Source organism: Aeromonas sp. R2-3 (genome assembly GCF_040908375.1).
Classification (GTDB): domain Bacteria; phylum Pseudomonadota; class Gammaproteobacteria; order Enterobacterales; family Aeromonadaceae; genus Aeromonas; species Aeromonas veronii.
This window is the reverse complement of the sequence record NZ_JBFODP010000015.1, coordinates 91,601-107,044: the sequence shown is the minus strand read 5'-3', so window position 1 is coordinate 107,044 and position 15,444 is coordinate 91,601. Positions and strand designations below refer to the sequence as shown.

13 protein-coding genes and 1 riboswitch are annotated in these 15,444 nt (G+C 59.3%); of the genes, 3 read left to right on the top strand and 10 right to left on the bottom strand.

Annotation, left to right across the window (positions count from 1 at the left end):
- The first annotated feature begins 24 nt into the window (after window positions 1-24).
- Window positions 25-1,767 carry an AIPR family protein gene (locus AB5Z02_RS04720; RefSeq protein WP_267513551.1) on the top strand — a complete coding sequence of 581 codons (1,743 nt, stop codon included), beginning with the start codon at window positions 25-27 and terminating at the stop codon, window positions 1,765-1,767.
- A 473-nt stretch (window positions 1,768-2,240) separates the two neighbouring features.
- Here the strand turns inward: AB5Z02_RS04720 and thiH are convergent, their stop codons facing one another.
- From thiH to AB5Z02_RS04675, 9 genes are all read right to left on the bottom strand, one after another.
- Entirely contained in the window at window positions 2,241-3,473 is a 1,233-nt protein-coding gene (gene thiH, locus AB5Z02_RS04715) for a 2-iminoacetate synthase ThiH (RefSeq protein ID WP_368215431.1), read from the bottom strand.
- 35 nt (window positions 3,474-3,508) lie between these two features.
- Window positions 3,509-4,276 (bottom strand): thiazole synthase, encoded by a 768-nt coding sequence (locus tag AB5Z02_RS04710; RefSeq protein ID WP_320545472.1) that lies wholly within the window; start codon window positions 4,274-4,276, stop codon window positions 3,509-3,511.
- Window positions 4,277-4,361: 85 nt separating this feature from the next.
- Window positions 4,362-4,568 carry a sulfur carrier protein ThiS gene (gene thiS / locus AB5Z02_RS04705; protein ID WP_368215415.1) on the bottom strand — a complete coding sequence of 69 codons (207 nt, stop codon included), beginning with the start codon at window positions 4,566-4,568 and terminating at the stop codon, window positions 4,362-4,364.
- A complete protein-coding gene (locus AB5Z02_RS04700; RefSeq protein ID WP_320545473.1) occupies window positions 4,565-5,341 on the bottom strand; it encodes a HesA/MoeB/ThiF family protein in 777 nt (258 codons plus the stop codon). Before AB5Z02_RS04700 ends, thiS begins: the two co-directional genes overlap by 4 nt.
- A complete protein-coding gene (thiE, locus tag AB5Z02_RS04695) occupies window positions 5,331-6,947 on the bottom strand; it encodes a thiamine phosphate synthase (RefSeq protein WP_320545474.1) in 1,617 nt (538 codons plus the stop codon). The genes AB5Z02_RS04700 and thiE overlap by 11 nt, the downstream gene beginning before the upstream one ends.
- On the bottom strand, window positions 6,944-8,935 hold the full coding sequence (thiC, locus tag AB5Z02_RS04690) for a phosphomethylpyrimidine synthase ThiC (protein WP_368215413.1): 1,992 nt from the start codon (window positions 8,933-8,935) through the stop codon (window positions 6,944-6,946). Before thiC ends, thiE begins: the two co-directional genes overlap by 4 nt.
- Window positions 8,936-9,215: 280 nt before the next feature.
- A riboswitch (TPP riboswitch) is annotated at window positions 9,216-9,328 on the bottom strand.
- Between the two features lie 271 nt (window positions 9,329-9,599).
- On the bottom strand, window positions 9,600-11,063 hold the full coding sequence (gene aerA, locus AB5Z02_RS04685; protein WP_164980028.1) for an aerolysin AerA: 1,464 nt from the start codon (window positions 11,061-11,063) through the stop codon (window positions 9,600-9,602).
- A gap of 260 nt (window positions 11,064-11,323) precedes the next feature.
- Window positions 11,324-11,809, bottom strand: coding sequence for a hypothetical protein (locus AB5Z02_RS04680; protein ID WP_129504834.1), 486 nt, complete (start codon window positions 11,807-11,809; stop codon window positions 11,324-11,326).
- 86 nt (window positions 11,810-11,895) lie between these two features.
- Window positions 11,896-12,318 (bottom strand): hypothetical protein, encoded by a 423-nt coding sequence (locus tag AB5Z02_RS04675; protein WP_129504835.1) that lies wholly within the window; start codon window positions 12,316-12,318, stop codon window positions 11,896-11,898.
- A gap of 88 nt (window positions 12,319-12,406) precedes the next feature.
- Between AB5Z02_RS04675 and AB5Z02_RS04670 the strand changes: the two genes are divergently transcribed.
- Both AB5Z02_RS04670 and AB5Z02_RS04665 read left to right on the top strand, forming a co-directional pair.
- Complete coding sequence (locus AB5Z02_RS04670; RefSeq protein ID WP_058054173.1) at window positions 12,407-13,075, top strand: response regulator transcription factor; 669 nt, start codon at window positions 12,407-12,409, stop codon at window positions 13,073-13,075.
- A complete protein-coding gene (locus tag AB5Z02_RS04665; RefSeq protein ID WP_368215411.1) occupies window positions 13,072-14,316 on the top strand; it encodes a sensor histidine kinase in 1,245 nt (414 codons plus the stop codon). The genes AB5Z02_RS04670 and AB5Z02_RS04665 overlap by 4 nt, the downstream gene beginning before the upstream one ends.
- Before the next feature lie 95 nt (window positions 14,317-14,411).
- On the opposite strand, the gene rimK is transcribed toward AB5Z02_RS04665, so the two are convergent.
- Window positions 14,412-15,308 carry a 30S ribosomal protein S6--L-glutamate ligase gene (gene rimK, locus AB5Z02_RS04660; protein ID WP_005340088.1) on the bottom strand — a complete coding sequence of 299 codons (897 nt, stop codon included), beginning with the start codon at window positions 15,306-15,308 and terminating at the stop codon, window positions 14,412-14,414.
- Between the last annotated feature and the right edge of the window lie 136 nt (window positions 15,309-15,444).

The window sequence follows — 15,444 nt, the reverse complement described above, 5'->3', positions numbered from 1 at the left end:
ATGTTTATTTCAGGGATATAAATAATGACAGATTACACCTATTCAAGACACGACTTCGGGTTAGTCCATAACAGAGTTATAGAGGTCACTCAATCTAATAACCTACAAAAATGCTCACAAGGATTTTCTTATCTAACCATTGGATTACTGTTAAATATAAATGATGATGAGATAGAGCAATCACTAACGGATACTGAATATCTAAATATCAAGGCTGATCCAAGTAAAAAAGGAAAGGATAGAGGTGTCGATGCCGTCTATATAGACTATAGTTCAACCCCCGCTTGCATTCATATATTTAATTTCAAATACACCGAAAGTTTCGAAAAAACAAAAAACAATTTCCCAAGCGGAGAAATAGATAAGCTAATCAGCTTTATCTCCGACCTTATGTCTGAGTCAGAGTCATTATCTAATGGTATAAATAGTGTCTTGGCTGATAAAGTACAGGAGATAAACGAGTTATATAAAGAACACCCGATCGTGGATATAAAGATACACTTATGCAGTAATTTATATCATGGCCTAGTCTCTGATGAGAGGGACCGCTTTATAAATGCGCTCTCAAGATATAGCAAAGTACAATTCATTGAGCATAATCTAAAAGAATATGTATCTATAATATCAAATACAAATAAAGAGGTGATCAATGCTAAAATAAGACTAATAGATAAGAATTTCTTTGAAAAAGCTGATGGTGATATCAATGCGCTAATCGCAAATATAGATGCTACTGAAGTATTAAAAGCTGTTTCTAAAAAATCTGACATTAGATTGTCATCTGAACCGGTTACCTATGATGAACTTATATCTAATGGCGTTCATGATGATGCTTTTGATGATAATGTAAGGATTTATTTAAAGCAGAAAACGAAGATAAACAAAAATATTAAAAACACAGCAAAGTCAGAAAATAGCCATCGTTTCTTTTATTTTAACAATGGTATCACAATAACCTGTAAGAGTTTTGAATACACAAAAAGTATTCGGGCGCCGTTAGTTCAACTCCATGACCTACAAATAGTCAACGGATGCCAGACGATTCATGCTTTGTTGGATGCTCTTTCCGAGTCACCTGAGCATTTCGATAATGTCGATTTATTATGCCGCATATATAAAACTGAAAATGAGTCTCTTAGCAATGAAATTGCTGAATATACAAACAGTCAAAACCCTGTTAAATCCAGAGATATACGTTCTAATGATTTCGTTCAAAAATATCTTGAACAATCACTACTTTTAAAAGGATATTTTTACGAAAGAAAACGAAACCAGTACTATAACAAACCAATTGCTTATAGAATTGATGCCGAGAAAGCAGGCCAGTTATTAATGTCATTATATAACGGAATACCTGCCGAAGCTAAAACAGATAAAAAAGTGATATTCTCAGAAAAATATGACATCATCTTCGACGAGAGCATTACAGATGACGACATAATAATTGCTTTTGAAATATATAAACACATTATGCTGAAGGCGAAAGCAGCAAGAGAAAGTAAAGAAACATCCGTATTGGGAAGTGTCAGCTCATTCATAAATCATGCTTCTTACTATCTTTTATATGCAATAGGTGAATGTGCAAGAAAGAGAGGAGTGGAATTAAAGGTTGAAAATATCAACACCCTAAATTCTTTATACGATGACGCATTCAATATTTTAATAAAAGCAGCTGAATCTGAAAAAGAGAAAAAACAAAGCTATGATCACCGCTCATTTTTCATAAGTGCAAGACCTCGTTTCTATCTAGAAGAAGCTTTGCGATAGAAATACCTCATATAGAGAAATCTATCAAACCGTACGACAAGCAACTGAAATATGTAGGGATGCAATGCGCTCCGTTTATTGCACCCTACGACCACTCCCCGAGGTTATGGCGGGCACGGTTTTGGTTCCCCCTCCAATCCGCCGAGGGGCAGGGGCAAGGTCAGGAGCGCCATCAGGGATGATGGCGCAGACGCAGCCGGCACAGGGATGTGCCGTCTGCGGCGATCCGTCCGACCTTGTACCTGCCCTGAGGGAAACCGCGTAGCGGTCGGGTTGGCGGGGGTGGCCTTTCTTTTGGTGACTTTTCTTTGGCCACGCAAAGAAAAGTTACTCGCCCAGGCCCGAAGGGCGGGCGAAACCCCGTCGAGGCCAGCGGCCTCGCGTCCCGCACGGCGAAGTCGTGCCTGCTTGCCACAGGCACGGAGTCTGGCTGGACGCTGGGATGCCACCGGCAAAGGGGGGCATGGCCGCCCCTATCGGCCCAAGAAGGGCTCCCAGTCCTTGAACACCGGCTGCAACCCCGCCTGCCGCACGGCGGCGGCCACTTCCCCCACCGGGCGGTCGTCGTGGATGGCGAACTGCTCCAGCTCCTCTTTATCCCCCTCGGCATAGCCACCCGGCTGGGTGCGCGACTCGGCGGACATCTGGGTGATGCCAAGGCGCACCGCGCCGTTGCGGAAGGTGGCGGACTCGCGGGTCGAGAGCGACAAGTCCAGCGTGGGCGAGAAGAGGCGCCAGGCGCAGATAAGCTGCGCCAGCTGGCGATCCGACATGACCACGGCAGGCTCCAGAGCGCCGGTGCAGGGGCGCAGGCGCGGGAAGGAGAGCGAGTAGCGGCTCTGCCAGTGGTGACGCTCAAGCCAGCTCAGATGCTCGGCGACAAAGTAGCTGTCGGCGCGCCAGTCCGAGGAGAGACCGATCAGCGCCCCCAAGCCGATTTTGTCGATACCGGCGCGGCCGAGCCGATCCGGCGTGGCGAGGCGCCATGCGATGTCCCGCTTGTTGCCACGCAGATGGTGGCGGGCGTAGGTGGGGGCGTGGTAGGTCTCCTGATAGACCATAACGGCATCAAGGCCGAGGGTTTTCAGTTCGGCATATTCGGCCTGCGAGAGGGGCTGCACCTCCATCCCCACCGTGCTGAAGTGGCGGCGGATGATGGGCATCACCTCGCGAAAATAGGCGAGCCCCACCTTGTGCTCGTGCTCGCCGGTCACCAGCAGCACGCTGTCAAAACCGCGCGCCTTGATGGCCAGACACTCGCGTTCTATCTCCTCTGCATTCAGGGTCTTGCGCTTGAGGCGGTTGCTCATGGAGAAGCCGCAGTAGGTGCAGTCGTTGGCGCAAAGATTCGACAGATAGAGCGGCACATAGAAGCCGATGGTGTTGCCAAAACGCTGGCGGGTCAGCCGCTCGGCCTCGGCTGCCATCTGCGGCAGATAGGCTTCGGCGGCTGGCGAGATCAGCGCCATAAAATCGGCCAGAGTGCGCCGTGGTGTACTCAGGGCTCGCGCTACATCGGCGGCAGTTTTGGCGCGGATCTGCATGCCGATATCGTCCCACTCCAGCGCCTGCCATCGGTCGAGAAAGGAAGGCTCCTTAGCCCTTACACCCAGTGCCCTCACCCCCAACCCCTCTCCCTTATTTTGTGAAGAGTCTAGAGGGGGGCTAAACACATCAGCCTCGGGAGAAACCGAGAAAGAGGGCATGGCGATTGGCTCTTGCCCCGAGCCAGCATCATGACTCATAACGCCCCCAGAAAATCGGTGAGCGGACTGGAGGCTTGGGCCTGCAGGGCGCGGGCGCCAAGGCCAGCTTCATAGGCGCTGCGCCCGGCGGTGCAAGCCAGTGCAAAGGCGCGCCCCATGGCGACCGGGTCGCTGCTCACCGCGATGGCGGTGTTGACCAGCACGGCATCGGCGCCCAGCTCAAAGGCGGCGGCCGCGTGGCTCGGCGCACCGATCCCCGCATCCACCACCACAGGCACATTGGCCTGCTCGACGATGATGGAGAGAAACTCCCGGGTCACCAACCCCTGATTGGAGCCGATGGGCGCGCCGAGCGGCATCACGGCGGCGCAGCCCACCTCTTCCAGCCGCTTGCAGAGCACGGGGTCGGCGCCGCAGTAGGGCAGCACCACAAAGCCCTCTTGCACCAGCTGCTCGGCGGCTTTCAGCGTCTCGATGGGATCGGGCAGCAGATAGCGCGGGTCGGGGTGGATCTCCAGCTTCAGCCAGTTCGTCCCCAGCGCCTCGCGGGCGAGGTGGGCGGCAAATACCGCCTCGGCGGCGGTCTTGGCGCCGGAGGTGTTGGGCAGCAGCTTGACCCCGAGTTGCAGCAAGGGGCTCAGGATATCGTCGTGGGCCTTGCCCGGTTCGAGCCGCTTGATAGCCATGGTGACCAGTTGGGATCCGCTCGCCTCGATGGCGGCGGCCATCAGTTCCGGGCGGGCAAACTTGCCGGTGCCGGTAAAGAGGCGCGATGAGAAGGTGTGATCGGCAATGGTCAGCATGTCAGCCTCCGGCCACTGCGGTAAGAAGAGGTGAGGCGCCGCCGCAAGGCAGAGCACTCGAAGATGGGACTGCGAGCATCATGGGTTAGCCTCCCGCAATGGCGGTAAAGAGGTGAATTTCGTCCCCGTCATTAAGACAGGTCTCGGCCCAGCGGCCACGGGGCAGCACGGCACCGTTAAGGGCCACCGCCACCCCCTGTGGATTAACGTCTTGCGCCGCCAGCAGGTCGGCCACGCTCTGCCCTGCCGTCAGCGGCTGGGCTTTATCGTTGAGTCGAATGGTGAGGGTCATGGGGTGACTTCCTTATCGTGTGTCGGGCATCGGCGCTGCCCGCAAACCGGGCAATCGGGATCGGGGGCCAGCGTGAGGGTTTGCCACTGATGGCTCAGGGCATCGAAACGGCGCAGAGTACCGGCGACCTGACTCGGCATCCCGAGCAGCAGTTTCAATGCCTCCAGCGCCTGCAAAGAGCCCATCACTCCGACCAGCGGGCCGGTGACGCCGCTGGTCTCGCAGCTCTGGCTCACCTTGGTATCCAGTGGATAGAGGCAGGCGTAGCAGGCGTGATCGCTGCTGGTGCGCGCCATCAGCTGCCCCTGCCACCCCACTGCGGCGGCGGAGATCCAGGGTTTGCCCTGAGCCACGCAGGCGGCGTTGATGGCCTGGCGGGTGGCGAGGTTGTCGCAGCAGTCGACAACCAGATCTACCTCAGCCACAAACTCCGGCAGGCTGGCGGCATCGAGTCGCTGGTTGATGGCGATCAGCTCCACCAGCGGGTTGTGGGCCGCCAAGCGCTCGCGGGCCAGCTCCGCCTTGGAGTGGTTGACCGCCTCGCTATCGAACAGGATCTGGCGCGGCAGATTGCTTGAATCCACCGTATCCCCATCGGCCAGCCACAAGGTGCCCACCCCGGCCCCGGCCAGATAGAGGGCGAGCGGCGAGCCGAGCCCGCCCAAGCCCACGATCAGCACGGACTTATCTTTCAGCCGTGCCTGACCTTCTTCACCCACTTCCGCCAACATCAGCTGGCGGCCGTATCGCAAATACTCAGCATCAGAGAACATGGGCCGCCTCCTGCATGTCGGTCATGAGCTGCGCCGAGCACGGCTTATCCCCTGCCCCCACGGCCGCGAGCAGCCGCTCCGTCGCCCCCTGCCAGTCGTCGCTGGCCGTGATAGCCGAGACCAGCGCGATACTACCGACCCCGCTTGCCTTGACCGCCGCCACCCGCTCCTCGCTGATGCCGCCGATGGCCACCGTCGGCCACTCCGCCATCAGGGCGCGGTAGCGGTGCAACCGCACCAGCCCCTGCGGACGCGAAGGCATCGCCTTGGTATTGGTCGGGAAGATATGACCCAGCGCAATATAGGAGGGGGCCAGCTCGCGGGCCCGCATCAGCTCGAAGTAGCCGTGGGTGGAGATGCCAAGGCGCAGCCCGGCGGCCTGAATGGCGGCGAGATCGGCGGTCTCCATATCCTCCTGCCCCAGATGCACGCCCCAGGCGCCCGCCTCGATGGCCTGCTGCCAGTAGTCGTTGATCAAGAGCCGCGCCCCATGACGGCGACCAAGCTCTACCGCATCACGAATGGCCGACGCCACCTGAGCGGCGGGCAGATTCTTGAGCCGCAGCTGGATGGTCTTGACCCCAGCCCCCAGCAGGCGGCGCAGCCACTTGACCGAATCGACCACCGGATAGAGGCCCAGATGCTGTTCGGTTTCGGCAAAGGGGCCCTGCGGCAGGCGTGCGCTGCTCGCTTCATAAAGCCCGAAACGGCGATCGAGCATTGAGCCCGCCAAGACGGCGCGGGGGAAGTGGGCAAGACTGCTCGGCCAGCCAAGATGGGCGATGGGGCCCGGGCCTGCGCCCACCCCCTGCGCCGCCGCCAACCCCTGTTGCAGGTAGGCACGAGCGAGGGTGATAGCGTCCTCCACCGGATAATCCTGCGCCACCACAGCGGCGATGGCGCTGGCGTAACAACAACCGGTGCCGTGGCCGTGGCGGGTATCGAGGCGCGGCGCGGCCAGCCAGAATTCGCGGGTCTCATCCTGGTAGTAGTCGAGGCAGAGATCGCCGCTCCAGCCCAGATGGCCGCCCTTGACCAGCACGGCGCGGGCGCCGAGTTCGCGCAGCCGCCGGGCGGCGAAGCGCACCAACACAGGGCTGGTCGCGGGAATGCCGGTCAGGGCTTCCAGTTCGGGGCCGTTGGGGGTGATGAGCGACAGACGTGGCAACAGCTGCTCGCGCACCGCCTCCAGCATATTGGGCTCCGCCATCGGGGTGCCGGTGCTGGCGATGGCCACCGGGTCGTAGACCACGAAGGGACTCTCAATAGTTGCCAGTCGGCGGGCCAGCACCTCGACGTGGAGCCGGGTCGGCAGCAGACCGATCTTGATGGCGGCGGGCGGCAGATCGACGCCGAGGGCGTCGATCTGGGCGGTGAAGGTCTGCATCAGCACGGGGTCAACCATCTTCACCGCCACCGAGTTCTGGGCGGTGATGGCGGAGATAACCGAACAGCCATGCACACCAAGATCGTGCAATGTGTGCAAGTCGGCCTGAATACCGGCACCGCCGCCGGAGTCTGAACCAGCGATGGTCCAGACAACTGGGCGAGAGTCCGTCACGGGCGACAGCTCGGCGGGGCTGACAGCCCCGCTTGCGCTGCTCACGCCTCCTCCCCTGCGGCCTGTTTCAGCACCGCCGCCTGATGGTAGAGCTCGCCACCGGTCTCCTTGAAAGTCTCAGCCATGCGGGCCATGCCGCTCTCCACCTGAGCCACCACCTGCTCCTGCTGGCCGTCCATGCCGACCAGCTTGATCTCCACGGCCTCAAGCTTTGCTGCGTAGTCGCGCACATCCTGGGTGATCTTCATGGAGCAGAACTTGGGCCCGCACATGGAGCAGAAATGGGCCACCTTGCCAGACTCCTGCGGCAGGGTCTCGTCGTGGTAGGCGCGGGCTGTGTCGGGGTCGAGCGCAAGATTGAACTGATCCTCCCAGCGGAACTCGAAGCGCGCCTTGGACATGGCGTTGTCGCGGATCTGGGCACCCGGATGCCCCTTGGCCAGATCGGCGGCGTGGGCGGCGATCTTGTAGGTAATCAGCCCCTGTTTCACATCCTCCTTGTTGGGCAGCCCCAGGTGTTCCTTGGGGGTGACGTAGCAGAGCATGGCGCAGCCGTACCAGCCGATGAGCGCCGCACCGATGCCGGAGGTGAAGTGATCGTAACCCGGCGCGATGTCGGTGGTGAGCGGGCCCAGCGTATAGAAAGGCGCCTCGTGGCAGTGCTCCAGCTGCTCAGTCATGTTGCGCTCGATCATGTGCATCGGCACGTGGCCGGGGCCCTCGATCATCACCTGCACGTCGTATTCCCACGCGATCTTGGTCAGCTCGCCCAGAGTGCGCAGCTCGGCGAACTGGGCCTCGTCGTTGGCGTCATAGACGGAGCCCGGGCGCAGACCGTCACCAAGGGACAGGGCCACGTCATAGGCGGCGCAGATCTCGCAGATCTCGCGGAAGTGCTGGTAGAGGAAGTTCTCTTTATGGTGGGAGAGGCACCACTTGGCCATGATGCTGCCGCCGCGCGAAACGATGCCGGTGAGGCGCTTGGCGGTCATCGGCACGAAGCGCAGCAGGACGCCGGCGTGGATGGTGAAGTAGTCCACCCCCTGCTCGGCCTGCTCCAGCAGGGTGTCGCGGAACAGCTCCCAGGTGAGGTCTTCGGCGATGCCGTTGGTCTTCTCCAGCGCCTGATAGATGGGCACGGTACCGATGGGGACAGGGCTGTTGCGCAGGATCCACTCGCGGGTCTCGTGGATGTAGCGGCCGGTGGAGAGGTCCATGACGGTGTCGGCACCCCAGCGGGTCGACCAGACCAGCTTCTCCACCTCCTCCTCGATGCTGGAGGTGACCGCCGAGTTGCCAATGTTGGCGTTGATCTTCACCAGAAAATTGCGGCCGATGATCATCGGCTCCGCTTCCGGGTGGTTGATGTTGCTGGGGATAATGGCGCGACCGGCGGCCACCTCATCGCGCACAAATTCGGGGGTGATGTTCTGGGGCAAACGGGCACCAAAATCGCGGCCCGGATGCTGGGTGCGCAACAGTTCAGAGCGCACCCGCTCGCGCCCCATGTTCTCGCGAATGGCGATAAATTCCATCTCGGGAGTGACGATGCCGGCACGGGCATAGTGGAGCTGGGTAACCCGACGACCCGGCTTGGCGCGGCGCGGCTTTGGCAGATGCTCGAAGCGCAGGTGGTCCAGCCCCTCGTCCGCCAGACGCTCCTGAGTGAAGGTGGAGCTGAGCCCCGGCAGTTCGTCGGTGTCATCCCGCTCCAGCACCCAGTTCTCCCGCAGGCGCGGCAGGCCGCGGCGCACATCGATGGCGACCCCCTCCTCCCCGTAACGGCCCGAGGTGTCGTAGACCGGCACCGGCTCGTTGGGTTCGAATTTGGGATCTTCTTTGGTGCCGCCGACGAAGGTGTCGGCCAGCTGGATCTCCCGCAGGGGAACACGAATATCGGCGCGGGAGCCTTCAATAAAGATGCGGCGGGAGTTGGGATGAGCCATCCCCTTGAGGCTGTCGATAAAAGCCTGAGCGCTGGAGCGCTGCTCGCGGCGGCTGGATTTGGTGGTATCAGATACGGAAGTAGACATAGCAAAACTCACATTAACTGGTTGAAGTTATGGGTATTTGCTTGTCTGGAGTTCGAGGAGAAGATGAACTTGCGGCGGGGTGTTTATCTCGGGAGGGAGTGCGCGCGGGATAGATCTCCGCGCTGCTGTTCTGCCACTTTCCGCTCTCTGCACGCGGTGGGCAAGGCGCCCCACGTGCTGGAAAACCGGACGGGACAGACTCCCTCCTGTGCGCCCTGACCCATCAAGAGTGATCCCTTCGATGAGCGGAAGAGGCTTGTTCCTCCTCCGGCGCGGTAACCCGCAAGTTACCCTTGTTCCCTTCGCAGGTTTTAACCTGATCAGGTTCCACGGATCCCGAATTAACGGTCTCAGCTTCGCGTCGTTCGACGGTCAGCACTCCGACAAGATGGCGCCAGTATAAGGGGGAAAATTTAAAGCACAAGCCGTTAACAATCTGGCCAACACGCCTCTTTCAACAAATGAGTGAACGATGCCTCGCTCACGGGGCCACCCCAAACAGAGGTCAAACCTGCGGTGGCATCCCCTTGGCAAGCCACAGATTCCCGCTGTGATCATGCAGGGACAAGAGGAGAAAAAGAGGGAAAATCGAGGGGTGCAGGGCAAGTGCATCGTCTTGCGCAGAACAGAAACAGGCCCCTATGAAAGGGGCCTGCGAGGGAGGTTATTGAACCGGAACTATGGTCAGAGATACGTTGCCAAACCCTTCGTTGGCAAGGGCCTCGCTGTCCAGATCCACACCGGTAAGCGCCACCTCATCGGCAGAGGCACTGCGCAGCTGGGCAGCCTTCGCGGACCGAGTCTGGGGCTGACCAATCTCGATATCGCCGGCAAACTGGCTCTCGGCATAGAAGTCACCGGTCACCGCCGAACGGATCGGGCGCAGCACACGACCCAGGTTATTCTGCATGGTCGACAAACCATACTCGCTGATGGTCCAGTTCCAGTCCCACCACTTCACTTCACCCGGGATATAACGCTTGTCCCACTGGTAGCGGATGCTGCTCGCCTTGTCGCGGAACGGGCCGACGGCAAAGGTGTGCTCCCAGGTGGGGCGATTCTCAGGATGGGTATACCAGGCATTGCCGCCCCAACGCAGGAAGCCCTTCATGGTCAGGTCATAATTGACCTCGGCCTTGAACTCGTAGGGGTAGGAGATGTTGGACTTGTAGAGAGCAACCCGCACCGGCAGGCTGGAGTGAGGCGGTACCGTGGGGCGCGCTTCAACCGAGACAGTCTCGGTGGTCGAGCCCCCGTGTTGGGAAGCCCAGCTCTGGCTCGCTGCGATCTCGATGGCCAGTTCGGTTTCACCCACCAGCGGCCACTGAAACTTGTTCTTGGTGGTCACCTTCTCGCTCAGGCTGTAGGTGTCGGTCTTCGACCAGTTGGTGGCCTTGTCGTACTTCAGGGTCACCACCACCTGCTGGGGCAGGTCGGTGTAGTTGGTCGCATTGGCCGTGATGGTCTTGACCAACTGCTTGCCGCTCTCGGTGACCTGACCATGGCTGAAGGAGTCGGGTTCCAGGGTATATGAGAAGTTGCTTACCTTGATGGAGCTCTTCTCCCCGCAACGATATCCGGAGCAGCCGCCGTCATTATTTCCCTTTATCAGCCAGCCATCGCCAACCCGGGTAACATCCATATCCTCTCCGACATAGGGGCTATGATTTCCACCCACCCAGGCGTATCCCAAATAATGAGCGAGATAACTGACTGGCTTAATAAAATAATCATTATCATGGACAAGCCGCCATTGCACATCGACCTCATCACCTGCCGGAATATTCCAGTCAGAGAGTGTTGGTATTTCTCCGGAAACCGGTGAATTTGGATAGCACCAGGTTTCTCCGGCAGTGCCCTGTTTGATTTCGCCATTATATCCCGACCCCATAATCACCCAGCGATCAGCCAGCCCGGTGATCTGCCACTGCCCCATGCGGCTGACCAGATTACCCTTGATACTCATGGCTTCATCACGGGTCAGAGGACGGTAACCACTGGCACAGACGCCCGTCCCAAGACCCGCCCACTTGACCTGATCAGGGTAGACAGGTTCAGCCGCCTGCACCTGAGCGAGCATCAATGAAGACGCCAAAAACGCCAGATTGGCGGTAATTATTCTATTCATCATTTATCCCTCTTTCAGACATACGATAATTGTTATTGTGTAGAAATATCCTTTTTCATTTGACAGGTATGGACTCCGACAAAACCTGACACAAATAAAATAAACCACCAAAAAACATCCATGACAAACAAAATAATGGTGGTATAAGAAAATAATTAGAGTGATGACTTTATTGAGGAATAAATCATAAATATTGTGGCAGCCATTATTTAATGGCTGCCACAATATGGTGAAACTATATTAAATAAGAAGATGCTGAATTACTCTTCCGGATTGATCACTTCAATTCCCTGCAATATTCCATCCGCCGAACGAATCAATACCAGCTCGCTCCCGGCATGCAGATCGGCGACGGAACCGTTGACCCAGCGCACCTGTGGATTGAGTGGCACTGTGCCCAGGGTTGCCAACGTGAGCTGCCGATCATCGAAGGATTGCAGGCGATCTTGCGCCCGCTGCCAGGGCAGATTGGCCAGCGGGGCTCTGGCGGCCAGCAGCTCAATGCGGGTGGCAACGCCATCGGCCACCAGCAGGGCGAGCTGGTCGCCGGGCTTGAGTGGCTGCGGCCAAATCTCCCCCTGCCACCAGATGGCGGCACTGCCCTGCTCCACCTCGGCTCCCTGAAATTGCAGGCGGATGCCATCGCTGTGCTCCAGCTCCACCAGCCATAATTCGTCGGCTCCCGCCTGCGCCGCCCAGAGCGGTACACCCAGCATCCATGCACACCACTTTCTCGATTGTTCCATCTTCGTTCGTCCCTGAACAAAAAGCCCATGCTGGACAAGCATGGGCTTCATTCGGGAGCATTTCTAATCGGAACGCAGAGATCGGATCAGTCATCCTCGCGGCAGCGGCTCAGACGCATGCCGTCAAACTTGCACTCCAGCTCAAGCCAGCGCCCTTCAAACGGCGCCAGACTGTTATCCGAAGTGGTGTAGCCCCAGATCCGCCCCCCTTCCACCGGCCCCTCCAGATCCATCTCGTCCTTGTCATCTTCGTCGAGGGCTTCGACCTTGCGTACATAGCGCACGCCGTTCTCAACCACCCCTTTCATCTCGACCCAGGTACCACCGAGATCATCCTCGTTGAGCCAATCCTTGAAGCGGGTCTGGTCGTCGATCACGAACGGCATGCCGTTGACCATCAACTGGCCAAGCTGCCAGGTGGTGCGGCCGGTCAGTTTGAATTCGGTCGCCTGTGCAGTGCCAAGTGGCAACAAGATCAGCAACAGGAAGGCGCAGAGAGACTTCTTCATCAGGGATCCTCGGGGTTACACTGGCAAACAGGATGCCGAATCCGGTGTGAAAAGAGCGTGAAACGCTCGCCAACCAGGAGAGCAAAGCATGAAGATTTTGGTAGTGGAAGACAATCCTCAGGTGGCGGAAACCATCATGGATTATCTGGAGCTGGCCGGTCACCGCCTCGATTGTGCCTATCACGGTCAGGCGGCGCTGCAACTGCTGGAGGAACAGCGTTTCGACGTCATCATCATGGATGTGATGATGCCGCGCCTCGATGGCCTCAGCACGGTGGCGCGCCTGCGCGAGCAGGGGATTGCCACTCCCGTGCTGTTTCTCACCGCCCGCGACAGCCTGGAAGACAAGCTGGCAGGCTTCAAGGCGGGAGGGGATGACTATCTGGTCAAGCCGTTCGCCATGGAGGAGCTGGAGGTGCGGCTGCAAGCCCTCAGTCTGCGCGGCCCGCGCGGCGATGTGGGGGCCATCAGCTTTGGCGATCTGACGGTCGATGTCGCCAGCGGCCGCGCCACCCGGGCCGGTGAGCCCCTCAAGCTCGGCAAGATCCCGTTCCGGATCCTCGCCCTGCTGGCCCGCCGCGCCCCCGCCATCGTCAGCCGTCAGGAGGTACTCGACACCGTCTGGGGGGATGAGGAGCCCGACTCCGATGCCCTGCGCAGCCATATCTACGCCCTGCGCAACGCGCTCGACAAACCCTTCCCCACACCCATGCTGGAGACCTTGCACGGTCAGGGCTACCGACTGGTGAACGCATGAACCTGCCGAGCCTGCGCCGCCGCCTGATCATGGCGCTCGGCGGCGCCGGGGTGGTGCTGCTGATCCTGCTCTCCGGCTTGATGCTGGTGGCCGAAGACAAGATGGAGGAGCTGAGCCTGCGCCACTGGCTGGAAGCCGAAGTGACCCGCTACAGCGATGACTGGCTGCGACTCGGCCCGGCGGCGGCGGCTCCAAGCCCCAGACAGTTCTCCAGCTACTGGACCGAGGCGGGCCGCTTGCCCAAGTGGTTGAAGCCCTACCAGACTCCCGGCTTTTTCGAGCACCAACTGGGCAAGGAGGACAAACACTTTCTGGTGGCCCGTCACCCCTCCGGCGAGGGACTGCTCTATCTGGTGTTCAACGACGACGCCGACGACTACCTAGATCCCTACGAAGACAAGCTGCATCTGGCGACCCGACTGATCGGGGTGACCCTGCTGCTGGGCTGCCTCGGCTTCGGCATCTGGCTGGTACGCCATATCACGGGGCCGCTGCAGCGGCTGCAACAGAGGGTCGCCCACCTCACCCCGGATCAGGCGGATTTCGAGCCCGACGCCCCCTGGCAGGAGCTGCGGGATATCGAGCTGGCGCTGCTGGCCGGCAAGCAGGAGGTGAGCGCAGTGTTTGCTCGCGAGCAGGAGTTCAGCCGCTTCGCCAGCCACGAGCTGCGCACCCCCAACATGGTGATCCAGGGCTCGGCGGCCCTGCTCGGCAAGGTGACGGACTTGCCCGCACCGGCCGCCCGCGCCACCACCCGCATCCGCGCCGCCGCCGACGAGATGGCGCTGCTCACCGAGACCTTCCTGCTGCTGGGCCGCAAGGAGGCAGTGGAGCGACCGCTGCAGCAGGTGACCCCGCTGATCCGTCAGGAGCTGGCCCGCCTCGCTCCGCTGTTGCAGCGGGAGGCACTTGATATCCGGCTTAATCTGGACGAGAGCAGCGAAGTAAACGCCCCCCTCTCCCTGCTCGCCATTGCCCTCGGCAACCTGCTGAAAAATGCCCTGAGCTATGCCGAAGGACATATCGACATCGAGCTGTGTGGCCCGGTGCTCACCATCAGCAACCCGACGGCGGCGGCACCGGATCAGATCCTCGGCTACGGCTGTGGCCTCACCATCATCCAGCGCATCTGCGAGAAGCTGGGCTGGCAGATCGACACCCGGCTCGAGGATGGCGTATTTAGCGCCCGGCTGGCGATGATCGCCGCCGGAGAGTTCCCTCTCCCTTTGGGAGAGGGTTAGGGTGATGGCGAAGTGGCACCGCCAACCCACCAGCCAGATAGCAACAAGGCGCCCGAGGGCGCCCTGTTTCTATCTGACGGATGCAAGCCTGAGGCTCACTCCGCCGGTTTGTTCTTGCGGCTCGCCTTGAGTTCGAGGAACTCGATGATCTTGCCGGCCACATCCTTGCCGGAGGCAGCTTCCACCCCTTGCAGGCCGGGGGAGGAGTTGACCTCCAGCACCAGCGGGCCACGGGCGCTGCGCAGGATATCGACCCCCGCCACATCTAGCCCCATGATCTTGGCAGCCTGCACGGCGGTGGCTCGCTCTTCCGGGGTGATCTTGATCGCCTCGGCGGTGCCGCCACGGTGCAGGTTGGAGCGAAATTCCCCCGGCTGGGCCTGACGGCGCATGGCGGCCACCACCTTGCCGTTGACCACCAGACAGCGGATGTCGGCGCCATTGGCCTCGCGGATATACTCCTGCACCAGAATGTTGTTGTTGGTCTGGATAAAGGCCTCGATCACGCTCTCGGCGGCTTTCTGAGTCTCGCAGAGCACCACGCCAATCCCCTGGGTTCCCTCCAGCAGTTTCACCACCAGCGGCGCCCCGCCCACCATGGTGATGAGGTCGGGCACGTCGTGGGTGCTGTGGGCATAGCCGGTGATGGGCAGGCCGATGCCGTGGCGGGAGAGCAGTTGCATCGCCCGCAGCTTGTCGCGGGAACGGCTGATGGCCACCGAGCTGTTGAGGGCCATGGTGTTCATCATCTCGAACTGGCGCAGCACGGCGGTGCCGTAGGCGGTAATGCTGGCCCCGATCCGCGGGATCACGGCGTCATAGCTTCCCAGCTCCCCACCCTCGTAGTGAATGGAGGGGTTGTGGGAAGCGATATTCATATAGCAGCGCAGGGTGTCGAGCACCTCTACCTGATGACCGCGCGCCTGTGCCACCTCGACCAGACGGCGGGTGGAGTAGTTTTTCGGCTCACGGGATAAAATGGCGATCTTCATGACAATTCCGCTAGAAGGCTGTGCCTGGGCAGGATGGGGCGGGAGAGTATAAGGTGCCACAGCGCCAAGACAACGCCAATTGTTTATCCTGACAACAAGACAAACCACACCAAACCGCACGCGATCCTGTCACTTT